24 protein-coding genes are annotated in these 18,173 nt (G+C 36.9%); 10 read left to right on the top strand and 14 right to left on the bottom strand.

Annotated features, from left to right (window positions below; genetic code table 11):
• Window positions 1–62: 62 nt before the first annotated feature.
• A complete protein-coding gene (gene rgy / locus KN1_RS09845) occupies window positions 63–3,803 on the top strand; it encodes a reverse gyrase (protein ID WP_221287380.1) in 3,741 nt (1,246 codons plus the stop codon).
• Window positions 3,804–3,809: 6 nt separating this feature from the next.
• The gene (locus tag KN1_RS09850; protein WP_221287381.1) at window positions 3,810–4,709 is read left to right on the top strand and encodes a carbon-nitrogen hydrolase family protein; all 900 of its coding nucleotides are present in this window, start codon (window positions 3,810–3,812) and stop codon (window positions 4,707–4,709) included.
• A gap of 42 nt (window positions 4,710–4,751) precedes the next feature.
• Here KN1_RS09850 and KN1_RS09855 read toward each other — a convergent pair whose 3' ends face one another.
• Window positions 4,752–5,078, bottom strand: a complete 327-nt coding sequence (locus KN1_RS09855) for a 30S ribosomal protein S25e (protein ID WP_221287382.1) — start codon at window positions 5,076–5,078, stop codon at window positions 4,752–4,754.
• A gap of 52 nt (window positions 5,079–5,130) precedes the next feature.
• On the opposite strand from KN1_RS09855, the gene KN1_RS09860 reads away from it, so the two are divergent.
• From KN1_RS09860 to KN1_RS09880, 5 genes are all read left to right on the top strand, one after another.
• Entirely contained in the window at window positions 5,131–5,880 is a 750-nt protein-coding gene (locus tag KN1_RS09860) for a TrmB family transcriptional regulator (protein WP_221287383.1), read from the top strand.
• 35 nt (window positions 5,881–5,915) lie between these two features.
• Window positions 5,916–6,065 (top strand): ribbon-helix-helix domain-containing protein, encoded by a 150-nt coding sequence (locus KN1_RS09865; RefSeq protein ID WP_156007926.1) that lies wholly within the window; start codon window positions 5,916–5,918, stop codon window positions 6,063–6,065.
• An 86-nt stretch (window positions 6,066–6,151) separates the two neighbouring features.
• The gene (locus KN1_RS09870) at window positions 6,152–6,925 is read left to right on the top strand and encodes a tRNA (adenine-N1)-methyltransferase (protein WP_221287384.1); all 774 of its coding nucleotides are present in this window, start codon (window positions 6,152–6,154) and stop codon (window positions 6,923–6,925) included.
• Between the two features lie 17 nt (window positions 6,926–6,942).
• Window positions 6,943–7,272, top strand: coding sequence for a hypothetical protein (locus tag KN1_RS09875; RefSeq protein WP_221287385.1), 330 nt, complete (start codon window positions 6,943–6,945; stop codon window positions 7,270–7,272).
• Window positions 7,273–8,253 (top strand): V0D/AC39 family V-type ATPase subunit, encoded by a 981-nt coding sequence (locus KN1_RS09880; RefSeq protein WP_221287386.1) that lies wholly within the window; start codon window positions 7,273–7,275, stop codon window positions 8,251–8,253. It abuts the gene before it with no gap.
• On the opposite strand, the gene ubp is transcribed toward KN1_RS09880, so the two are convergent.
• Window positions 8,230–8,565 (bottom strand): UBP family nucleoid-associated protein, encoded by a 336-nt coding sequence (ubp, locus tag KN1_RS09885; protein ID WP_221287387.1) that lies wholly within the window; start codon window positions 8,563–8,565, stop codon window positions 8,230–8,232. The two genes, KN1_RS09880 and ubp, sit on opposite strands and share 24 nt — an antisense overlap.
• 58 nt (window positions 8,566–8,623) lie before the next feature.
• Here ubp and KN1_RS09890 point away from each other — a divergent pair, with 58 nt between their 5' ends.
• Entirely contained in the window at window positions 8,624–9,592 is a 969-nt protein-coding gene (locus KN1_RS09890; protein WP_221287388.1) for an aldo/keto reductase, read from the top strand.
• Window positions 9,593–9,619: 27 nt separating this feature from the next.
• Here the strand turns inward: KN1_RS09890 and KN1_RS09895 are convergent, their stop codons facing one another.
• From KN1_RS09895 to KN1_RS09920, 6 genes are read right to left on the bottom strand one after another with little or no spacing between them, the layout of a single operon-like run.
• Entirely contained in the window at window positions 9,620–10,189 is a 570-nt protein-coding gene (locus tag KN1_RS09895) for an XTP/dITP diphosphatase (RefSeq protein WP_420857166.1), read from the bottom strand.
• A complete protein-coding gene (locus KN1_RS09900; RefSeq protein WP_221287389.1) occupies window positions 10,182–10,835 on the bottom strand; it encodes a Kae1-associated kinase Bud32 in 654 nt (217 codons plus the stop codon). The genes KN1_RS09895 and KN1_RS09900 overlap by 8 nt, the downstream gene beginning before the upstream one ends.
• Window positions 10,823–11,824, bottom strand: a complete 1,002-nt coding sequence (gene kae1 / locus KN1_RS09905; RefSeq protein ID WP_221287390.1) for a KEOPS complex N(6)-L-threonylcarbamoyladenine synthase Kae1 — start codon at window positions 11,822–11,824, stop codon at window positions 10,823–10,825. Before kae1 ends, KN1_RS09900 begins: the two co-directional genes overlap by 13 nt.
• On the bottom strand, window positions 11,821–12,015 hold the full coding sequence (locus KN1_RS09910; RefSeq protein ID WP_221287391.1) for a 30S ribosomal protein S27ae: 195 nt from the start codon (window positions 12,013–12,015) through the stop codon (window positions 11,821–11,823). The genes kae1 and KN1_RS09910 overlap by 4 nt, the downstream gene beginning before the upstream one ends.
• On the bottom strand, window positions 11,996–12,352 hold the full coding sequence (locus KN1_RS09915) for a 30S ribosomal protein S24e (protein WP_221287392.1): 357 nt from the start codon (window positions 12,350–12,352) through the stop codon (window positions 11,996–11,998). The genes KN1_RS09910 and KN1_RS09915 overlap by 20 nt, the downstream gene beginning before the upstream one ends.
• A 26-nt stretch (window positions 12,353–12,378) precedes the next feature.
• Window positions 12,379–13,179: a sulfide-dependent adenosine diphosphate thiazole synthase gene (locus tag KN1_RS09920; RefSeq protein ID WP_221287393.1), complete on the bottom strand. Its 801-nt coding sequence runs from the start codon at window positions 13,177–13,179 to the stop codon at window positions 12,379–12,381.
• Window positions 13,180–13,278: 99 nt separating this feature from the next.
• On the opposite strand from KN1_RS09920, the gene KN1_RS15130 reads away from it, so the two are divergent.
• The gene (locus KN1_RS15130) at window positions 13,279–13,479 is read left to right on the top strand and encodes a TRASH domain-containing protein (RefSeq protein ID WP_225905824.1); all 201 of its coding nucleotides are present in this window, start codon (window positions 13,279–13,281) and stop codon (window positions 13,477–13,479) included.
• The gene (locus KN1_RS09930; protein WP_221287395.1) at window positions 13,425–14,069 is read left to right on the top strand and encodes a UbiX family flavin prenyltransferase; all 645 of its coding nucleotides are present in this window, start codon (window positions 13,425–13,427) and stop codon (window positions 14,067–14,069) included. The genes KN1_RS15130 and KN1_RS09930 overlap by 55 nt, the downstream gene beginning before the upstream one ends.
• On the opposite strand, the gene KN1_RS09935 is transcribed toward KN1_RS09930, so the two are convergent.
• The 6 genes from KN1_RS09935 to glyS form a co-directional block, all read right to left on the bottom strand.
• On the bottom strand, window positions 14,032–14,361 hold the full coding sequence (locus tag KN1_RS09935; protein ID WP_221290668.1) for a hypothetical protein: 330 nt from the start codon (window positions 14,359–14,361) through the stop codon (window positions 14,032–14,034). The two genes, KN1_RS09930 and KN1_RS09935, sit on opposite strands and share 38 nt — an antisense overlap.
• Before the next feature lie 103 nt (window positions 14,362–14,464).
• A complete protein-coding gene (endA, locus tag KN1_RS09940) occupies window positions 14,465–15,025 on the bottom strand; it encodes a tRNA-intron lyase (protein WP_221287396.1) in 561 nt (186 codons plus the stop codon).
• 3 nt (window positions 15,026–15,028) lie between these two features.
• On the bottom strand, window positions 15,029–15,661 hold the full coding sequence (locus KN1_RS09945; protein WP_221287397.1) for a DUF47 family protein: 633 nt from the start codon (window positions 15,659–15,661) through the stop codon (window positions 15,029–15,031).
• 25 nt (window positions 15,662–15,686) lie between these two features.
• Entirely contained in the window at window positions 15,687–16,085 is a 399-nt protein-coding gene (locus KN1_RS09950) for a hypothetical protein (RefSeq protein WP_221287398.1), read from the bottom strand.
• Entirely contained in the window at window positions 16,085–16,450 is a 366-nt protein-coding gene (locus KN1_RS09955) for a hypothetical protein (RefSeq protein ID WP_221287399.1), read from the bottom strand. The genes KN1_RS09950 and KN1_RS09955 overlap by 1 nt, the downstream gene beginning before the upstream one ends.
• Window positions 16,443–18,170 carry a glycine--tRNA ligase gene (gene glyS / locus KN1_RS09960; RefSeq protein ID WP_221287400.1) on the bottom strand — a complete coding sequence of 576 codons (1,728 nt, stop codon included), beginning with the start codon at window positions 18,168–18,170 and terminating at the stop codon, window positions 16,443–16,445. The genes KN1_RS09955 and glyS overlap by 8 nt, the downstream gene beginning before the upstream one ends.
• Window positions 18,171–18,173 lie beyond the last annotated feature (3 nt).

Below are 18,173 nucleotides of genomic sequence, written 5' to 3' on the forward strand. Positions count from 1 at the left end.
CTATCTGTCCGCTTAACGGCTCGAATATTAGATATTTAAATACCTAACTAATTTAGTGGTTAATGAGTATAAACTTGATTGATATTCCCCCATCTATATATAAGGCGAGCTGTCCTAACTGTGGAGGTGCTATTTCGGCATCTAGGTTAAGCAAGGGTTCAGTATGTACTAGATGCTTATCGGATGATGACGTTGAGTTCACAAATTTAAAAGAGTTAATAAATACGTTAAATAAAATAGGCAAGCTAGATAAGCTTACTAAAGCCCATGAGATATTATCTGAATTTGAAGTGTTTAGCGATATATTTTTGAAAGCGATAGGTTATCCGCCTTTCGGTCCTCAGAAGAGCTGGATATTAAGGCTCTTGCAAAATGATAGTTTTGCAATAATTGCTCCCCCAGGTTTAGGTAAAACCACTTTCGGTTTAATAGCATCTTTATACTATTCGAGTAAGAGCAAAAAGTCGATACTTATCTTCCCTACTAAAAGCCTTGTGAGGCAAGCTATAGACAAATTATCTACTTTTTCCTCTAAATCCAATCTGGATTCTAAAGTGATCTACTTTCACGCAGGCCTTACAGAATCTCAAAAGCAAGAGTTAAACAAAAGCTTGTATTCCAATGACTTTGACATTTTTATCTCAACTAACCGGTTTATAATAGATCATATAGAAGAATTAAGTAATATAAAATACGATTTTTTGTTTGTCGATGATGTAGATACGGCCTTGAAATCAAGCAAGAGTGCTCAATCCGTACTAAGGCTTATAGGCTTCTCCCAAGAAGCTATGTCAAGAGTTAAAGAATTAATGAAGGTTAAGGACGCTGACGTTCTCTTTTCTGAACTAGAGAAAATAAGAAAGGGGATTTTAGGCAATAAGGCAGTTGTTTTTTCCTCCGCTACATTGACTAAAGGCAACCCTATTTTCTCCTTATTAATGGGGTTTCGACCAGGTAGTTCCGTCATATATCTGAGAAAGATAATAGATGCATATGCTGAATTACCGGTAGATGATGACAAAGTCATAAGCTTATTAACGCAAATATTATCTAAATTGGGTAGCGGAGGCTTAATATTTGTTCCAGTTGATAGAGGCCAAGATTACGCTAAGTTTCTAGCAGAGAAATTATCCGATGAGTTGAATGTAGCGTTGATCACTTCATCGAGTACGTCAAAGATCGAAGAATTTGCAGAGGGGAAGATTGATGTTCTAATAGGCTCAGCTACGCATTACGGAATTCTGGTTAGAGGTATCGACTTACCATGGCGTATCAAATATGCTATATTTGTGGGTATTCCTAAATTTAAGTTTAAAATAGGCGAGACTATAAACCTCGTAACATTAGGTAGAATTTTAAGCATAATTGCTTTAATTACGAAAGATCAGGATCTAATTAGGTTAGCAGGTCGTGTTAGAGGTAAGCTAAGGAGATTATCACCAGCAGCAATAGCTATGTTAACACAACAGGCTAGAGAAGGCAAATTAGAAGACGAAATTCTAAATAAGGCTTATGAAGTAGTTAACTCTTTCCTGTCTAATGAAGAAATATTAAGGAAAATAAGCGAACTAGGGGATTTCGTAATATCTAATGGTAATATACTCATACCTGATTATTTAACTTATATACAAGCAAGCGGTAGAACCTCTAGAATATACGGGGGAGATCTGACTACAGGTCTATCAATTTTATTAGTAGATGATAAGAACCTCTTCGAAATCTTTAACAGAAAAATTTCGCTTATCTTAGATGAAATAAACTGGAAAGAGCTTGATATAAGCTCATGGAAGATAGGGGATACAGATATTCGAGATATTATAGATAATATAAATAATGAAAGGGAAAAGATACTTAAAATAAAAAAGGAGGGAGGAGATGCAAAACCATTACTGGCTAAAGTTAAGACAGTACTATTTATAGTCGAGTCTCCCAATAAAGCAAAGACAATATCTAACTTCTTCTCTAGGCCTAGCACTAGGCAAGTAGGGAACCTGCGGGTTTATGAAACCGTTCTAGAAGATAAAGTCTTAATGGTTACTGCTTCGGGTGGCCACGTGTATGACCTTACCACAGATGATATAGGTATCTATGGTATAGACGTTAAGATAGGGCAGGACGGTTCTGTATTATTTCTGCCATATTATAATACTATCAAGAGGTGTAAAAATGGCCATCAATTTACAGATTATACAAAAGGAATTGCATGTCCTAAATGCGGTAGTACAGAAATAGTAGTGGACAAGACTTATACAATAGAAAATTTAAGGCGACTTGCACTAGAGGTAGACGAAATATTAATAGGTACTGATCCGGACACAGAAGGTGAAAAAATAGCATGGGATCTATATCTTGCATTGAGGCCATATAACAATAATATAAAAAGAGCAGAATTCCATGAAGTCACTAGAAGAGCAATAACACAGGCTATATCTAACCCCAGAGAATTTAACGTAAATTTAGTTGAATCACAAATAGTAAGAAGGATAGAAGATAGATGGATAGGGTTTAAACTTTCACAAAAAGTACAAACAGATTTTTGGCCTACTTACTGCTCCGAAGAAAAAGAAAAAGCAAGGAGTAAATATTATAACAAAGATACAGACTGCTCGGAAAATAAAAACCTTAGTGCAGGGAGAGTGCAGACTCCAGTACTTAATTGGATAGTAAAAAGGTATGATGAATACCAAAAGACAAAAAGTAGGGTATATTTTGGTAAGATAAAAGGTCTAGAGGACATCACATTCTACGTTCCCAAGCAAGAAGGGGTTAGAAAGAACAACTTAGTTACGGTGACTTTTAATGAGATCAGTGAGGTGATCGAGGATTTTGGCCCCCTACCCCCATACACTACAGATTCACTACTATCAGATTCCAACCAGTTTTTTGGCCTCTCAGCACCTGATACTATGAGAATAGCTCAGGATCTATTCGAGTTAGGTTTGATAACATATCACAGGACTGATAGTATCAGGATTTCAAACGTAGGTATATCGATTGCTGAGAACTACCTTAAGCAAATTATAGGTCAAGAATACGATAAGGTGTTTAAGCCTAGGACTTGGGGAGAAGGCGGAGCTCATGAGGGGATTAGACCTACGAAACCATTAGATGTGGATCAGTTGAGATTAATGATCGAGGACGGTGAATTGGAATTAGCTAAACCCCTTTCCTCAAACCACTTTAAGGTTTATGATATAATTTTTAGGAGGTTCATCTCTAGCCAACTAATCCCCTTAAAAGTCAGAAAAGAAGTAATAAAATTTGAAATAAAGGACGACGAAGGTAATATAATTCCATTAGAGCAAAATACTATGGAATTAATTACTGAATACTCCTTACCTATTCAAGTTGGCAATATTACAAAGTTTATTTACCAGCCTGTGAGACGCTTGTCTAAGCCTTTACTCCCCAGGTTAAAAGAGAGTGGATGTGACAATCTTCCGTGTGATTTTAGTTTATCCTTGGAAGGCTCGTTTTTAAGGAGCAAGGTAAACTTATATACTCAAGCTGATTTGGTCATAGAAATGAAAAACAAAGAGATAGGTAGACCGAGCACTTATGCTACTATTATTAATACTATTTTGAAAAGACGTTATGCTATAGAGAGCAAGAAAACAAAGAAAATGATCCCTACTTCATTAGGAAAAGCTGTAAATAAGTATTTAAATGAAAAGTACGGTAATTTTGTATCAGAAGAAAGAACAAGAAAATTACTTCAGTTGATGGATATGATTGAGGCTGGAAAGGAAAGATACGATAATGTGCTAAAGCAAATATATGACGAAATAAATGAAATAAGGTGAATATTGATGCTTATAGGACTGTTGCATTTAAAACTCAGAGAGGCCAGCAAAAAAGCTAACATTGAGAAGGCTAGAAAGTTAATCAAAGATGCTAAAGAAAGAGGTGCGAAATTAGTCATACTCCCTTCTTTGTTTCCGGTAGGTAATGTTTTCGAGATCTATGAGAATGACAAGAAGTCAAAAAGTATCATCAGAAATCTATCAGAAAAAATACCCGGTTCTATTACAGATACGTTAATAAATCTGGCTACAGAGGGCGAAATACATTTAATAGCGGGACCTATACTAGAACAAGCAGGTCCTAAAGTTTTTCTAACAACACTAATTATTTCTCCTCAAGGAGAAATAGTGGGTAAATATAGAAAAGTTATAGTGTCAGAGAGAGACGTAAGATTAGGAATATCGTCGGGTAAGGAACCAGTATTTATGTCTCTTGATAAAAGGTATGGAATATTAGCTGAGGACGACATTTTCTCACCAGAAATAAATAGAGTATTGGCCCTAGGTAATGCCTCAGCAGTTATAGGTTCCATAAAAGCTTACTCTAGGGGATACGATGTAGTCAAGAATGTAGCTATCACGAGAACTTTAGAGAACGGAATACCGTATATATTAGTGGGAGAAGTAATAGAAGACGAAAATGGAGATATAATTGGTTCGTCACCAACTTTTGTGACAAGTACTAACTCCCTTATTTATAAACAAGCAGAGGAAGAAGATAGTGTATTGTATGTAGAAACTACCGTTCTAATGCAAGAAAGTTCAAAAGACCGCATAGGTAAGATAAATAACATCGAAACAATTCTTCAAGGTCTATGTAAAAATATAAAGAAAATGAGATCAGTAGAAAGGAAGAGGTTAAGTCAGGGAGATAAAGCAGAAAAAGAAGAAGAGGAAGAAGAATAATAATTAAAAAAGTTTATTTTATCAGATGGAAATAATAAAATTTTATGAATTTGTTACATATACTACGGTTCTTCTATTTTTGACAGCCTGAGATATCATGCCTTGCCTCTCAAGCTCTTCTAGGATTTTCTTAGCTACGCTAATGTTAACATTAATCTTATTAGCGAGCACATAAGGTGTAATAATCTTCTCCCTTTTAAGCTCGTCTTGGACTTTATTTATAGTGTCTTTATCTACTGTAATAGCTTTTGAAGTAACTTCTTTTCCGGTTTTAGAAGTTTTCTTCTGGCCTTTTTTCTGTACTTCTTCTTGTTGTTTCTTCAATTTTTTCTCTATGTTACTAATTGGTTTTTTACTCGCACCACCCATCCAATTCCCACTAATTTTAAGTTAGTATTTTGTAAGTATTAAACGTTACTTGATGAATCAAGATCTACCTATTGACGAAATAATAGGAAGAATTAGTAAGTTAGCTTCAGGGTTAGGAATAAGCAGGAATGAATTGAAAGTTTATTTCCTACTCTTAATGAAAGGTAAAATGACAGCCAAAGAGCTATCTGACAATCTCGGAGTTTCGTATACCAAAATTTACCCTGTTCTGTCAAAATTAGAGAGTAGAGGCTGGGTGAAAAGAGTAGGTAAAAAACCTGCAATGTTTGCTGCAAATTCTTTAGTTGACGTTTGGTCTACTGTAAAAAAGAATATACTAGAATCAGTGGAGAAAATAGAGAAAGATGTTATTACTCCGTTATCTCTACTGTTTTCGTCTCAGCCCTCTCTTTATAACATTATACTTTTGCCTCCCGAGAGCCTGCAAAATACGCTCCAGCAAATACTAAAAGAGCAATCAACTATATTCTATTTAGCTATTTCTTTCGAGGAATTATTAAACGATGAAATATTGAAACTTCTCGAGGCAAATGCTTATAAAAGTGATGTCAAGTTAATACTGACTAGGCCTAGAGAAATCCCCCCCGTTATTAACTTTAAAGTAAATGAGTCAATGTTTGGGAGCGGAGTAGTGACGAATAGGTCAATTATGTTAATAATTAAATCATCTGAAGGTGTACTCTTCGGGCTTTATTCTACCCACGTCTACTTTGTAGAGATAGGAAAAGTTTACTTTAACTATTTATGGGAAAGGTCTAGTAAACAAGGGAATAACGCTTAAAAATAGTATGACAAGAATAATGCTAATTGACCATTATGAGAATAATAACTGTAAAGCTACCTGAACAGTTCCTAGAAGCTATTGATGAGTTAGTAAATACTGGAAGATATACTTCAAGAAGTGAAGTAATTAGGGCTGCTCTAAATGACTTTATTAGGAAAGAACTGTGGATAGAAAATGGATAAAATGTGATGAAAGCTGGTATTTTTGAATCGATGAAATCCGACATCAGAGCTGATTTTTAAATTTAATAATCTTTTCTTAATTCGATATGCCATTAAAAGAAGGCGATACGGTAGTTATATGGATTGACCCAAAAAGAATATACCTCGTAAGGTTGGAAAAAGGGAAAAAATTCGGCTCAGATAAGGGATCTATCGATCTATCACAACTGGAAGGACTGGAGTACGGCTCATCAATAACACTATCCACCGGTTCAAAGGCTTATTTATTAAAACCTACACCGTTAGATGCATACAACGGTTTACGAAGACCATCTCAAGTACTATATCCTAAAGACATTTCATATATGATTTATGTATCTGGAATTAAAGAAGGTGATAAGGTCGTAGAAGCAGGTACTGGATCGGGGTTTCTAACAATATCTTTAGCATATGTAGTAGGAGATAAAGGAAAAGTAATAACCTATGATATTAGAGAAGATATGCAAGAAGTCGCAAAACGAAATATATCTTTTATGGGGCTCCAAAGTAGAGTCGACTTCAAAATAAAAGACATCCGAGAAGGGATAGACGAGACTGACGTTGATGCAATTTTTCTGGATATGCCTGATCCATGGAAAACAATCCCCCATGCCTATAGTTCTCTTAAACCTTCAGGTAGCATTCTGATTTTTGTGCCAACTGTTAATCAAGTAGAAAAATCAGTATTACAAATGAGGCAGTTCGACTTTGTTGATATCCATGCTGAAGAACTAATAGTTAGAGAATATCAGGTAAAAGAAAACGCTACAAGGCCTAAAAATATAGGTGTAGTCCATACAGGTTTTATAATTAGGGCGAGGAAATCAATAAAAGGGAGTTAATTAATAAATAAGTCAGGATGTCTTCAAAACTAGCCACTTATGCGAACCTTATAGTAAGATATGAGAACCAATTAAAAGATACAGAAAAGAGGACTGCAGAGGATGGTAAGAAAATAGTACTAATGGCGGAAAACCTTTCCTCTCAATTTAGGAATGTAGCGGAACAAGTAGTCTCCCAAATCTTCACGGAAATAGACCAGACCTACTCATCTCAAATACAACAACTTTCAAAAAAATACTTCGAAGAAAGAGAAAAAGAAATAGAAAAAATAAAAAAACAAGCACAAAAAAACGTAAATAAAGCGGTAGATTTCGTAATTGCTAAACTCTTGGAGGTATATAAGTAAATGAGTCTTGCGTATACCACTGCTCTAACACGCGTATATAAAAGCCAGATCCTCACAACAGGGACTGTTAATGAACTATTAGAAGCCGATAACTGGAAAGATGTAGTTAATATATTAAAAGAGAAAGGAATTATTTCTGAAGTACCTCAGACGCTCACTGATTTCCAGATTTACATGAAAAACAGGTCGTTACAAATATTATCGACCTTAAGAAATTATACACTGTCTAATAAGATATCTTCATCTATAATAGATCTCTACAAATACTTAATAGAACTTGACGATATCGAGGCTATTATTTCTTCGGCCTTAACGCGGAGTTTAAGCTTTCAGGTTTACTTACTAAAGGACTTGTCAGATTTAAAGCCCCAGTCTCTAGAAGACGTAGTATCGTCACTGAATGGTGTAGAAAGAGAAGGATTAGAATTTGCAATAGAGAGGTCACATAATAAGACCCCCTCAGAAGTTAACACTTATTTAGAATATTATTTTATATACAAAATATCATCAATTGTTGAAACATTCAAAGGGGACTGGATCTCTAAAGCCAAAGAAATTATATGCGGTTATAAGGATTATTATTCTGCCCTTCTAGCATATAAATTACATGAACAAGTAGAATCTATATGTAGAATGACTAAGGAAATGATAAGAGATATTGCAAACTCCACCTCAAAACAAGAGGTCATAGATATTTTATCAAGGTCTCCCTACGGTAAAAACATAACATCTGATGATGTATACTACGCATTTGCCAACTTTAAGAGAATTGCGAGAATTGAAGCGAGAAAAGCAGCCCTTAGTGCATTTATGGGTTCTCCCTTTACGCCAGTTACTGTTATGGCACTAGCTGAACTTATTAGATTAGACACTGAAGACATCATAACTATTACTAACGGTCTTGCATTAGTGAGAAATGGTGAAAATAGACAGAAAATAATAGAAGACATTAAGAGCCTACTTTCCTTTGAGCTCATCTAAAATTTTTTTATCAATTATGTACCCACCATCAATGTCCCTAATAATAGTATAATCAGGTATCTCTGGAGGGTCAGGCATCTCCATAATGGGCTTTTCCTTGCCTAGGTAAATCCACTTGAGCCTCCCTCCGAACTTTTCCAACTTATACCAATATTTACCTATATATACATATTTTCTCCCATCCTTATATACCAAATGATAGGGTTTTAAATACACACCATATTCTTTTATCTTGCTATTATACTCATATACTCTAGATTTTAATTTTGAGAGAATTTCATCAAAGACTTTTTCTGGTACTTTCACTAACATTAGCTATTTATCATTTTTTACTCTCAAAAATTATATCTGTTTTTAGTAGGGTATTAATATGAATCTAAGACGCATAAATAATACACTTGAAGTATCTGAAATAGGATTGGGCTTATGGAGTATAGTGACAGATGAATGGGGAGCTAACATAAATAAGGCAGAAGAGTTACTAAGAAAAGCGTACGAATTAGGCATAAACTTCTTTGATACAGCCGACGTATATGGGAAAGGATTAGGGGAACAAATATTAGGGAAGATTTTTTCCACTAAGAGAGATAGAGTTATAATACTTACTAAAATCGGGCTAGATTTTTATAATAAACAAAAGCCAATAGGAAATTACAACTTAGATTACCTTGATTTTGCTTTTAGGCAAAGTCTAGAAAGATTAAAGACTGATTATATTGACATACTAATGCTGCATAACCCTAAGGGTAACGATATAAGAAATAAGGAAGTATTTGACTTTCTAACGAGCCTAAAGAAAGACGGTAAAGTTAGAATGATCGGAGTAGCATTAGGACCCACTTTAGGCTGGGGAGAAGAGGGACTAGACGCAATTAAGATGGGATACGAATCGTTAGAATATATTTACAACCTGATAGAAGTCAAACCTGGAATAGACTTTCTCAATTACGATATAGGCCACTTTATCAGAGTCCCTCACGCTTCTGACGCGTTAAATGAAGATAAATGGCCTGTAGTTTACGATCCTAAACTACACAGACATTTTAAAGATATAAACTGGATAAATAGGGCAGTAGAGATCTCTAAGTATCTCATACCATTTGCAAGGAAAAAGAACATGAAACTTTCTCAGCTTGCGCTTAAATTTATCTTATACAATAAGAAAGTTTCATCAGTCATACCTAATATAACTAATGAAATAGAATTAAGAGAGTTTACTGCAGTAGAAAACATGCCAGATCTAGATGAGAGTGACTATAGTTATTTGGTCTCTTTTTATGAAAAATACTTTAAGGAACTAAATGAAGAAAGTATAGAAGAAACTAAAAGGTATAAATAATTTTTCCCTATTCTTAATATTTCTCTATTACTGATTTGTATAATATTCTAAAAATGCTTTAAAAGCCTTAGACCTATGCGAGTACCTATTTTTTTCCTCTGTAGACATTTCAGCAAAAGTCCGTGATTCCCCTTCTGGGATAAATATTGGATCAAACCCAAACCCTTTTTCTCCCCTTATCGTATCGCTTATTCTTCCGTTAACAGTTCCGTTAAATAATAGTTGCCTTGCCTCGTCGATATAACACAAAGAGGTTTTAAAGTAAGCTGATCTATCGTTCTTACCTTCAAGGAGTTTTAGAATACCTTCTAAACCTAATTTTCTCCTTACGTAATTAGTGTAGGGCCCAGGGAAATCATTTAGTGACTTAATGAATAAACCGCTGTCCTCAACTATCAAAGGTCTCTTTACGAGTTGAAATATAACAATTGCGGAGTACCTAACTACTTCCTCTAATGTATCTGCTTGTATTTCAAGTTTAGGTATCTTCAACCATTCTAATTCTACTTTATAATCCTTAGCTATTTCTGCTATTTCCTTGTACTTATTTTCATTGGAAGTTACTAATAATATAGAGTTCTTTAATGCACTACTTATTGTTCTTTCTCCGTTCTTCAACGTATCTCCCCCTCATCCTAATCTCTTTTACTTTTTCTAATATTTTATCTGCGTCTACGAAAAGCTTATACCCCTCCAGAAAGCTGTCGAATAAAACCTTTTGGTACTTACTATGGGTGCTTTCTAGAGAACGTAGAAAAACATGAATATCTACAGCTAGGTCCTCTATATCCTCAGCCTTCTTGGCCAGGCCGAAGTCTATTATAAATAGCCCGTCTTTTGTCAAAATTAGGTTATTCGTATTTGGGTCACCGTGTGATATACCTATTTTATGGAGTTTTCCGATGATCTCGCCCATTTGTGCTCCTAGTTCTCTTAGCCCTCTTTCATTTCCACTATAGGTCTGTAGGTACTCCTTTACAGTTGTCCCTTCTAAGTATTCCATAACTATTAGGAACTCTGACGGATCCACAAGAAGTAAAGCAGGGGTATTTACACCATTAACCAATGAAGTATAAATTAACCTAGCTTCAAGCTTAGTCCTACTGCTATTAATTTCGTAATCCAATTGAGGGTGTCTATAACTTTTCTTTATCCTTTTTTTAAATATCGCGTGAATACCCGCAAAATAGCCTTCGTATATTATGGCTTCCGCTCCTCTTCTTATTTCTCTCAGCTCCTCCATGGTATATCAACTTTGTCAATTCTCCACCTAGGTCTTACTCTACTATCCTCTATGGGTATCGTAACACCCATTTTAGCTGCTAGCAACCCAGTGTATGCTATCATTGCACCGTTATCTCCCGAGTACTCTGGTGGGACTATTTTTACTTTTATCTCCCACTCCTCTTCAAGCCTCCTCAGTTTTTCCTTTAAGCTCACACTAGCTGCTACTCCTCCGACTATTAACAGCTCCTTTTTAGCCGTTAATGCTAATGCCCTTTCTGTTGCTTCTAATAGCATGTCGAACGCATTTTCCCTTAAACTGTAGCACACATCTTCTAGCTTTTCCTGCTTCACAGCTTTCAATGCAGCAGTAAGCAAACCCGAATAAGATATATCTTGTCCTTTGACCACATAAGGTAACTTAATATAGTTTTCACTCTTTTCTGCGCAGATATCTATTTGATGCACACCATTCACTACATAAGGAGGAGCTAGACCTACTTCCCTAACGAATGTGTCCATCATATTTCCTAACGCTATATCTAAAGTCTCTCCAAATACTCTGTATTTACCATCGACAAACACTGTAATAATTGTGTTCCCACCAGACAAATATAGAATTAGAGGGTCTACAGAATTTGTAGTAAAACGCCCAATCTCTATGTGTGCAATCCCGTGGTTAACGGGGACAAGTTTCTTATTAAAAGCTAAAGCTAGGGCCCTAGCTACTGTTGCTCCAACTCTCAAAGCGGGACCGATACCAGGGCCTAATGCTACGGCGATGTAATCGACGTTATTTATTGAGATCCCTGCCTTATCTAACGCAAGTTTTACTATCTCAGGTGCTTTTTCAGAGTGATGTTTACCTAAATCGGAGGGTTTCATCCCTCCCTCTTTAGGTACAAACGTATCTTTAACGTTAGATAAAATCTTTACTTCTGATTTATCTTCCTTTACTATCCCTACTCCAAAAGTATGTGCTGTACTTTCTATCCCTAAAACGATCATCTCCCTTTACCTATGAATTCCGTATACCCGCACTTTCCGCAAGCCCACCTCTCGACTGGTTTCATGTGGTGTGCCATTATACTTCCACATCTAGGACACTTTTTATTTTTAAGTTTGACCTTATCTCCTTCAATAACGTAATAAGTCCTTACAACAGCTTTGGTTCCTTCATTACCCTTGTTTTGCGGCATTCTTACCACCTTTCTTTACTTTTTGCCCCGTATCTCTTCCTATTAAGTGTTTTGGCTCTATTTTCTCTAAGTCTTCTTTATTCTTGTAAATATTTACTCTTACATAGCTAATTCCTCCACCGTAGACAGTTTCTATGTCCTTTACCACGATTAAGTCTTCTTTAGCACCGTATATGGCTGATAACGCGCTTATTATCTCTTTTCTAGATGGAGTCCCAGAACCTATATGATATATCTTTATATAAAGTTCTCTCCTATTAAAAACATTATTCTGGATGTCCTTTTCTACTATCCCTTCGGCTTTATCCGATACCTTAACCTTTAATTGTTGAGACATTGGAGTAAAAATATAATAACAAGTCTTTAAGAGTTACGCAAATCCCTTATTATGTCTTCGGCAACTTTCTTTCCAGATAGAACCATAGCCCCGAATATGGGCCCCATTCGGGGTAAGTTTTTCACTTCGGTAACAGCCATTCCTGCAGCATATAACCCAGGTGCAACCATTCCAGTATTTTCTACCGTAAGCTTTTCAGCAAGCTCACTGTACGCAGACCTCTCACCTGGGATAACAATCCCTAAGTCCGGTATCTTTCTTGATGCCACTGAAATTACTTCGGCATCATGTCCGGTAGCGTCTACTACTGCTTTTGCAGAAATAAATATAGGGTCAACGTGAAGCCCTGCCATTTGGGTGGCAGTCCATTCTACTGCAACTCCTGCTACTCTAAGTGGGTTTTCCCTAAATATAACATCATCAACAGTTATCCCGTGAATTATCTTAGCTCCGGCTGATATAGCTGATGAAGCTAACTTAGCCATGAACTCAGCGGTATCAACTATATATACCCCTTCCTCGGCTTTAACTAAATTAATGCCCATCTCCCTGAGGATCTCATCTGCAGGGCTCTCAATTACAATCTTATGGAACAACATAGCCCCTCCGCCTATCCCGCCCCCGAAACTAAGCCTCCGTTCGAATACTACGGTCTTTAACCCGGCCTTAGCTAAATAATATGCAGCCGCCATTCCAGACGGACCAGCACCAACGATTACCACATCGTTTTCAATTATATTAAGCCAGTCTTTCATTGTATATTCTATTATGTACTTACTGATCTTGCTTTCCTCTACCGATTTAATTTGGATCGAGTCAGATTCCATGATCTTTCACTCTCAATTAACTTACTTATTAACTTACTTAAATACCATTATTATAACAAACTTATTTAATATAGTCTAACGCGAGATAAAATTATGCCAATGCAATTAGACGCTCATGTAAATACGTTGAGGTGTAGCTGGTGCGGTAAAATAATCCACGGAGACCCAATTACCGTAAAAACATGCTGTAATAACAAACCTTGGGTATTTTGTAGCAAACAATGTTATAATATGTGGGTGAGGGAATGGCTAAGGAGACAAGAGCAGAAAACGGGAGAGAAAAGAAAAACCTTATTATAACTGGGATTTCGGGAGCTAGCGGGACTATTTACGCAATAAGGTTCCTAAAGGTCATAAAAGAGATGGGTTTTGAATCAGAAGTAATAGTAACGAGAGGTGCAATTAAAGTAGCTGAGAAAGAATGTGGTATAGATCTCGTGTCAAACATTAATGAGTTTTCTTTCCCAGTCTATATGGAAGATGAAATAGAGGCTCCTCCATCTAGCTCAAGCCATACTGTTAAGGCAATAGGAATGGCCATAGTCCCTTGTAGTATTAGGACACTTGCAGAAATTGCTTCAGGGATAGCATCTAATTTACTAGTAAGGACTGCACTTAATTTTCTGAGGACTAGAAGTAGGTTAGTCTTGTTACTTAGAGAGACTCCATTAGGAGTTATAGAGCTGGAGAACGCTCTAAAGGTAGCACAAGCAGGAGGGATAATACTTCCAGCTTCTCCTGGTTATTACCATCATCCTAAAAACATTCAAGACTTAATTGACTTTGTAGTTGGGAAAATCCTTGATATGTTAGAAGTAGAAAATAATATTTATAAACATTGGGGTGAAGACTCTACACAAAGTCAAGGTCTCTGCGACCGTATTTCTTAGATAGTAACTCTTTCACTTTGTTGTCATACTCGTCATGCTTTAGTTCTTTTTCCATATCTTCTGTACCGCCGTTTTTCTTGTTAACGGCAAATGCACATTTATTCCCTGGAAGTAATGCCCTTTTCTCACAATATGCGTATTGGCATTCACCGGTTATACACACGTCACCTACCCACATGCAGTAGCCTACTTTTTGCGGTGTCCCTTTAATATATTTCTTCTGTATGTTTAGAGCTTTTTTATTACATCTGAAGAACGGGCATAAATAATTACATTTTTCACCTAACGGCATAGGTTTTGGCTCATCAAGTCCAAAGTCTTGTTTGCCACGTCTTAGTTCTCTTCCGCTCAAACCGTGTATCACCCAGTTTTTAACGCAAGTACTTAAAATAGATTTAGATTTTCAGCCATTTAAATATTATGTACCTTATATTCTTGGTCACTGGATTTACTATTCCCAGTATTAGCTCTTTCCTTGTACTGTGAGAGACCCTACCGAAACCTAATATTTCATTGGGCGAGATATCTTCGTCTTCTTTTAAAGCTATGACCAAGTAGGGGGCATGTTCGATACCTGGACCTATGGTGTATACAGCAAAATCAGCCCCATATTTTATCCCAGACCTGACCACATAGTTCTTGTCTCTCAAATCTTCATATACTGAATATAGTATACCAAACCTAGGTAGCGTATCCGCCCCAATTTTATATAATTCATCGTAACTGAGATTTTTCTCGTTCCCGTCAATATCCCCTTGTACTTCTATGAGTCCCTTCTTCAACAAATATACCGCTTCTATTATAGAAAGTATAAGCGGACTCTTTATATCGTCTGGGGTCTTTGGCTTTAGAATATCTAGGGGTTTACCATAGTATCCAAACGAATAGATAGACCTAGCATCAGTAACGTCTTCTACAAGGACTTTGTCCTTTATAAGTTTCCCTCTCGGTGGCATTTACTATTCCCTTAAAAAACTTAAATACATAAGGTCATTTGCTGCATCTCTCAGTAGGTCTGCACAATCTTCCAGCCTATCTGCGATATCTTTACTCAACATCAAGAAAGCCATATCGCTATTTTGTTTCTCAAAAAGTTTTAACTCAAAATTTCTATATAGATCATCTATTTCTTCCTCTATCTTTATCACGTTTCTAGCCTTTTCAGATGACTTTTTTGCATTAACAGACAAGAGCCTCACAGCCTCCATAATGTTAGTTGTAGCAGCTATGAGCTTTTCTACCATCGAAACAGCTAGAGTTAAAAGAGTCTGGTCTTGGTTCTTAACCTTATTGCTGAGCACTCCAAACCTATATGAAGCGGCCCCGATATTTTGTGAAACTTTCTCAAGTTGCATGATTACATCCAAGTACAAGTTACTGTACAGTAAACCTTCACTTACCTTTAATACGTATTCTCCGACCTTATATCTCAAGTCTTCTACAGACGATTTTATACCGTCTATTTTAGAATATGCCTGCATATGGTTTACGTTAGATTCTGTAAATTGCTGGTACAATATTCTAAGCTGGTCTAATATAGAATTGGATATAGTTTGTATTTGCTCTTCAATGTTAAGCTCAGGAACACCCATTGCTAAGATAGTGATGCTCTCATGGTTAATAAACGAATTTCAAAATTAATGAACGTATTTTAGATACTATTTCGAGATCCTTGTCTATTTCTTCAGACAACCCCTGTGCAATTTCTTTTGCTTTCTTCAACACGTTTTCATCGTCGTTTAGCCCCACTATATAGAAGTAGTTAAGAAGGCCTAAAGCTTCTTCCTTCATCTTACTATCGTTCAGGCCATTAATATTATCTACTATAGTCTGGATACCGTTAAGCAACTGTCTCCTATTTCTCCTTAATCTCCTAAGTAATCTATCTAATTTCTCGCTTTCTACCTCTGGTAATATAAGATAGTTTTCTAGTTCGTCTAGGACGTTATGGTACTCCTCTACTACTTGCTCGAAATGGAGTAAGACCCTACCAACCTCAATTTCGCTCTGGTTCATCAGACCGCCCTAACACTCACTGTACTATTATCCTCCAACCCTAACTTTAACATGTCAGCGTCGTTACCCCAGATCTCGTTATCGGGCAACCCGTCTTGTACTATAACTTTGAACTTATTCCTCCTACCTTTTACTGATACTTCTGCTTCGTCCTTTATATTTAATTCCGAAGCTAGCTTTGAGGACATTAATATAACCCCTTGGTCTATGTCCGCCCTCTTCTTCATTTTAACCCTTTTTTCTTTAACTTGTTGCTTCGTCTTCTTAAGTGCAGAAGCTGGAGGGATTATGTTCACAAGGGACTTGACGTCTACCTTTTTCTCTTCCTCCTTTCCCTCAACTTTATCAGAATGCTCCTTACTCATTATTATCAACTACTCTTCCTAACTTATTAAACTCTTCACCTTTGAACAACTTTTCTATTACCTCATCCAGCCTTTCGATTTCGACCCTTATCTGCTTCCAGCTATCCCTATCCCTAACCGTTACCGTATTATCAGACAAAGTAGTAGGGTCTATAGTAATTGAGTAAGGCACGCCAATCTCGTCCACTCTGGCATACCTTTTCCCTATGCTACCCACATCATCAAAGACTACATCATATTTTTCTCTCAAGTGTTCGTATATCTCCCTAGCTTTCTTTATCAGCTCTTCCTTTTCCAGAAGTGGAAATACAGCTAGATCATAGGGCGCAAGGCCCTTAGGTAAAGATAACACCACCCTCCCCTCCTTTTCCCTATAAGCATTTAGCACTGTCAAATAAAGGCACCTTTCAACTCCGAAAGACGGCTCAACGACATGGGGTATGAAATGGACCCCCGTTATTTTCTCTTCCCTTTCCAGCACTTTCACGTACTTAGAAAGGTCCTTATCATTAAACTTAACACCCTTATTTATCATCTCGTCAATTTCTTCAGGTGACTTACCGCTAATAAATTGCATAAAAGTTTTTACGAATTCCTTCCCCTCCTTATTTAATTCGTCCCTGTTGATTATAACAGTCTTCTTTTTAACGATCTTCGGTGAGTCATATTTCTTAAACACGGTAAGGTCTTGTCCGCTATATTTCATGTGCCTAGAAAGGTCGTAGTCTGACCTATAAGCATGTCCTGATATTTCTACTTTTTCGTCCCCTATAATGACCATCTGGTCGAATGTCTGTTTAGAATAATGTGCCCTCTCATGGGGTAGCTTCTCTTCAAAGTATGTCGAAGAAGATGGTATCCCGAGGGCTGAAATAAATTTAGCGGCAACACCCATCCAGTAAGCCATCCAAGGGCTCAGTATTACCTTTTCTTCTACAGCTTCTCTGAGCTTATATGAGGAAGGTCCCTCACCTTTAACTTTAGACTCGCCCCTCAGTATGTTTAACGTCAAGTCTTCTACTCTATCTAACGGTACTTCTCCAGGTGACTCCGGGTCGAAGAAAAACTCTACCTCCATTATGGTGAACTCCCTCATCCTAATTAGCCCTTGACGCGGTGAGATCTCATTTCTCCCTACCCTACCCACTTGTGCGATGCCTAGAGGGAGTCTTTGCCTGAAAGATTCATAAACACGTTTAAAAGACGTAAACATGCCCTGCGCGGTCTCCGGTCTTATGAAACCTTTATTCCCACTATAAGGTCCAATATTGGTCTCAAATAAGAGGTTAAACAGCCTGACTTCCCCTAATTCACCCCCACATTTAGGACATTTTATCCCCTTTTCTCTGATAACCTTATCGAGTTCAGATGTACTCAGACCCTCAACATTAACCTTTGCAACCTCCTCAATTAAGTGGTCAGCTCTATAAACATTATGGCACTTAGTACACTCTACTATCGGGTCTGTAAAATTTTCTACGTGACCACTGGCTTCCAGTACCTTATAGGGAGTAACTAAAGGGGTCTCTATTTCTACTACGAAGTCCGAGTTGTCTTTTATGAAGAACTTCCTCCATGTTTCTACAATTCTATTCTTTATCCTAGTCCCTATAGGCCCTATATCGTAAAGCCCCGCTACTCCGCCATAGATTTCATAAGAAGACCAGAATATTCCCCTCCTTCTAGCAAGTTCCATTACCTTAGTTTGGAGATCACTCATACG

Origin of the sequence: Stygiolobus caldivivus (assembly GCF_019704315.1) — an archaeon.
In the GTDB taxonomy this organism is placed as follows: Archaea; Thermoproteota; Thermoprotei_A; order Sulfolobales; family Sulfolobaceae; genus Stygiolobus; species Stygiolobus caldivivus.